Annotated in this window: 5 protein-coding genes; 3 read left to right on the top strand and 2 right to left on the bottom strand. The window is 74.0% G+C overall.

The features are described from left to right. The 3 genes from G3I65_RS20145 to G3I65_RS20135 all read left to right on the top strand — a co-directional run. A partial coding sequence (locus G3I65_RS20145) for a hypothetical protein (protein WP_160697482.1) occupies positions 1 to 433 on the top strand: 433 nt, incomplete at its 5' end. Positions 434 to 442: 9 nt separating this feature from the next. Next, positions 443 to 1,348: a pseudouridine-5'-phosphate glycosidase gene (locus tag G3I65_RS20140; RefSeq protein WP_160697481.1), complete on the top strand. Its 906-nt coding sequence runs from the start codon at positions 443 to 445 to the stop codon at positions 1,346 to 1,348. Then, the gene (locus tag G3I65_RS20135; protein WP_163046722.1) at positions 1,345 to 2,217 is read left to right on the top strand and encodes a carbohydrate kinase family protein; all 873 of its coding nucleotides are present in this window, start codon (positions 1,345 to 1,347) and stop codon (positions 2,215 to 2,217) included. The genes G3I65_RS20140 and G3I65_RS20135 overlap by 4 nt, the downstream gene beginning before the upstream one ends. Before the next feature lie 73 nt (positions 2,218 to 2,290). Here G3I65_RS20135 and G3I65_RS20130 read toward each other — a convergent pair whose 3' ends face one another. Together G3I65_RS20130 and G3I65_RS20125 are read right to left on the bottom strand one after the other, a co-directional pair. Further along, positions 2,291 to 2,605 carry a DUF3099 domain-containing protein gene (locus G3I65_RS20130; RefSeq protein ID WP_160697480.1) on the bottom strand — a complete coding sequence of 105 codons (315 nt, stop codon included), beginning with the start codon at positions 2,603 to 2,605 and terminating at the stop codon, positions 2,291 to 2,293. Between the two features lie 37 nt (positions 2,606 to 2,642). Next, positions 2,643 to 3,908: an amidohydrolase gene (locus G3I65_RS20125; protein WP_160697479.1), complete on the bottom strand. Its 1,266-nt coding sequence runs from the start codon at positions 3,906 to 3,908 to the stop codon at positions 2,643 to 2,645. Between the last annotated feature and the right edge of the window lie 168 nt (positions 3,909 to 4,076).

Raw genomic sequence — 4,076 nt, 5'->3', positions numbered from 1 at the left:
CGCCTGGGCGCACGACGTCGTGTACGACGCGAAGCCCGGCGAAGACGAACGCGCCAGCGCGGCCTGGGCCCGCGAAGCGCTCGACGGCGTCGCCGAAGCGCACGTCGCGCGGGTCGAAGGCCTGATCCTCGCCACGATCACGCACGACGCGCCGCCCGGCGACCACCTCGCGACCGCCCTGCTCGACGCCGACCTGGCCGTCCTCGGCGCGCCGCCGGACCGGTACGCGGCCTACGCGGAAGGCGTGCGCCAGGAGTACGCGAAGTACCCCGACGACGTCTGGCGCGAAGGCCGCGCCGCGGTGCTGGAAGGGATGCTCGCGCGCGAGCTGTACCGCAGCGAAGCCGCGCGGGCACGCTGGGCGACCGCGGCGGAAAAGAACCTCACGGCCGAGCTGACCCACTGGCGCGGCGGGCGGACCGATCACCGATGATGGTCCCTCGTGACCACCCCACTCCACCTGCACGAAGAGATCGCCTCGGCGCTGCGTGACGGGCACCCCGTCGTCGCGCTGGAGAGCACCATCCTGTCCCACGGCCTGCCCCCGGGCCGCAACCTCGACGTCGCCCGCCGCCTCGAGCGCGTGGTGCGCGACGGCGGGGCCGTCCCGGCCACGATCGCGGTGCTCGACGGCCGGGTCGTCGTCGGCCTCTCCCCCGCCGAGCTGGAGCGGGTCTGCGCGCCGGACGCCGGGCTGGACAAGCTGTCGCTGCGCGACCTCGGCCCCGCTGTCGGCCTCGGCCGCTCGGGCGCGACGACCGTGGCGAGCACGTCGGCGCTGGCCGCCGCCGCGGGCATCGGGATGTTCGCCACCGGCGGGCTCGGCGGCGTGCACGTCGGCGCCGCGCAGTCGTGGGACGTCTCGGCGGACCTCGGCGTGCTGGCGAAGGTGCCGACCGTGGTCGTCTGCTCCGGCGTGAAGTCGGTGCTCGACATCCCGGCCACCCTCGAGGTGCTGGAGACGAACTCCGTGCCGGTGCTGGGCTACCGCACCGACGACTTCCCGGCGTTCTACCTGCGCTCGTCCGGGCACGCCGTCGGCTGGCGGGTCGACGACGCAAAGCAGGCCGCCGCCGTGGTCGCCGCGCACCGCGCGTACGCGGATTCCGGTGTCCTGCTGGCGAACCCGATCCCCGAAGCGTCCGAAATGGACAAGGCGCTGCACGACCGGCTACTCGCCGAAGGCCTCGCGTTGGTCAACGAGCGGGGCGTGCACGGCGCCGACGTCACGCCGGTGCTGCTGGAGCACTTCCACACCGCCAGCGACGGCGTGAGCATCGACGCGAACGAAGCGCTCGTGCTCAACAACGCGAAGCTGGCCGCCGAAGTCGCGGTGGCGCTGGCATGACCGGGATCGTGGTGGTCGGCGACGCGGCCCTCGACGTGATCGCCCGGCACGACAAGCCGTTGCCGCACGGCGGCGACGCGCGCGCGAAGATCCGCTTCACCGGCGGCGGCTCGGGCGCCAACACGGCGTTGTGGCTGCGGCACCTCGGCGCGGAGACGACGCTGCTCGCGCGGATCGGGAACGACCCGGGCGGCCGGCTGATCCGCGCGGAGCTGGAGGCGGCGGGCGTGCGGTGCGCGTTCGCCGTCGACGACGAGGCGCCGACGTGCTGCGTCGTGGTGATGGTCGACGGCTCGGGGCAGCGGAGCATGCTGGCCGACCGCGGCGCGAACCAGCGCTTCGCCCCCGAAGACGTCACCCCCGAGGCCCTGGCCGGGGCGAGCCACCTGCACCTGTCCGGGTACGTGCTGCTCGACCCGCCATCGCGGGCCGCCGGGCTCGCCGCGCTGGCGGCGGCTCGCGAAGCGGGCCTGACGACGTCGGTCGACCCGCAGGCGGCCGCGCACATCACCGACCCGGCGGCGTTCCTCGACGACGTCCGCGGCGTCGACCTGCTGATGCCGAACACCGAGGAGCTGGTCGCGCTGACCGGTTCGGCGGACCCGGTGTCGGCGAAGGAGCTGCTCGGCGCGGTCGGCGCGGTGGTCGTGACCGCCGGGCTGGACGGCGCCAGCTGGGTGAACCACGACGGCGTGACGAGCGTCCCGGCGGTCGAGGCGGAGTGCGTCGACTCCACCGGCGCGGGCGACGCGTTCGACGCGGGCGTGCTCACCGGCTGGCTCGCCGGCGAGTCCACTGTGGACGTCCTACGCCACGGCACCCGGCTGGGCGCCCTCGCCGTCGGCAAGGTCGGACCTCAACCGGCCTGAAGCCGCATCTTTCTCGCCGAAAGATGCGGCTCTGGCGGCCCGGAGCGCGGCTTTCGTCGGAGGGATGGGGCCTTCAGCCGTCGATGACGCGGTGGCTCGTGCCTTCGATCGCCTTCGCCTCGCGCTCGTACCGGCTGACCTTCTCGGCCTTGCGGGGCGGGCGGTCGTTGGCGATGAGCACCGCGATCCACGGCAGCGGGACCGAGATGGCGAGGAACCCCAGCGCCAGCCACCACGTGTGGTAGGTCAGCCCGGCGAGGATCAGGCACGGGATCCGGCACGCCATCATGATCACGTACTTGCGCTTGCGCGTCGCGAGCTGTTCTTCGTACGACCGTGCCGCCCCGGTGATCAGCACCGGGTCGGGGCCGCTGGCGGGCGTGGTCACTGCACCACCTCCGCCTCCATCGTCCCACTTGCCCCGGTCATCCGACACCTGGGTGGGACAACCGGCTCAGCGCGGCGACGACGAGGGTCTCGATGCCGGTGCGCAGGGTCGGGTGCAGCACCGGGGCGAAGCGCGGCGAGTGGTTGGACGGGACGTCGCGCTCGAACCGGCCCTCGGTCATCGCCGTGATCACCGTCTCCGGGTCGAAGCCGCCGACCAGCCAGAACACCGAGGGCGCGCCGGCCGCCCGGCCGAACTCGCTGAAGTCCTCGCTGCCGGTGACCAGCGGGGCGGGCAGGACGACGTCGGCGCCGAAACGGGCGCGGAAGGCCTCGGTGAGGGCGTCGTTGGCGGCCTCGTCGTTCTCGGTGATCGGGTACGAGCCGGACCGGACGATCTCCGGCGGCTTCGGCGCCCCGGCCGTGGCCGCCTCGCCGTTGACGATCCGCTCGACCGCGGCCAGCACCCGCTCGCGGACGGCCTGGTCGAAGGACCGGACGTTGACCTCCAGGACGGCGTCGTCGGCGATCACGTTGCTCGCGGTGCCCACGTGCAGCGAGCCGACCGTGACCACCGCGGAGTCGGTGGCGGCGATCTCCCGGGACACGATCGTCTGCAGCTTGAGCACCACGGACGCGGCCAGTACCGCCGGGTCGACGGTGGTCTCCGGGCGCGAGCCGTGCCCGCCGCGGCCGTGCAGGGTGATGCGCAGCGTGTCGGTCGCGGCCATGATCACGCCGGGCCGGGTGAGCACCCAGCCCGCCGGGCCGGGCACCAGGTGCTGGCCGAACACGACGTCCGGCTTCCCGGCGACGTCGAACAGGCCGTCACGCACCATCGCCGACGCGCCGCCCGCGCTCTCCTCGCCGGGCTGGAACACCACCAGCAGCGTGCCCGACCACGTGTCTCGCCCCTTCGCCAGCAGCGCGGCGGCGCCGGAGAGCCAGGTCGCGTGCATGTCGTGCCCGCACGCGTGCATGACCGGGACGTCCTTGCCGTGCTCGTCGGTGCCGCGGGCGGTGCTGGCGTAGGACAGCCCGGTCTTCTCCTCGACCGGCAGCGCGTCGATGTCGGCCCGCAGCTGCACCGTGGGTCCCTCGCCGTTGCGCAGCACGCCCAGCACGCCGGTGCCGGCGATGCCGGTGTGCACCTCGTAGCCGTCGCGCTCCAGCCGCCGGGCCAGCTCGGCCGCCGTCCGGGTCTCGGCGAACGAGAGCTCCGGGTGGCGGTGCAGGTCGATGTACAGCGCTTCGAGCTCGGGCAGCGCCGCGTCGAGCGGGGCGAGGACGTGTTCAAGGGTCACGGGGGCCATCGTGGCAGCATTACCCACCGTGAGCACGCGAAGCGTACTGCCCGACCTGTCCGACGACGTCTGCGCGCGGCTGCGCGAAGCCTTCCGCCGCACCTCCTACGACGCCGACGGCGTGGTGGCCGCCCTCGGCGGCGCCGCGCACGCCGCGCTGGGCCGCGG

Source organism: Amycolatopsis sp. SID8362, from assembly GCF_010550475.1.
Taxonomy (GTDB): Bacteria; Actinomycetota; Actinomycetes; order Mycobacteriales; family Pseudonocardiaceae; genus Amycolatopsis; species Amycolatopsis eburnea.
The sequence above is the reverse complement of the archived record's forward strand: the minus strand, read 5'-3'. Positions and strand labels throughout refer to the sequence as shown.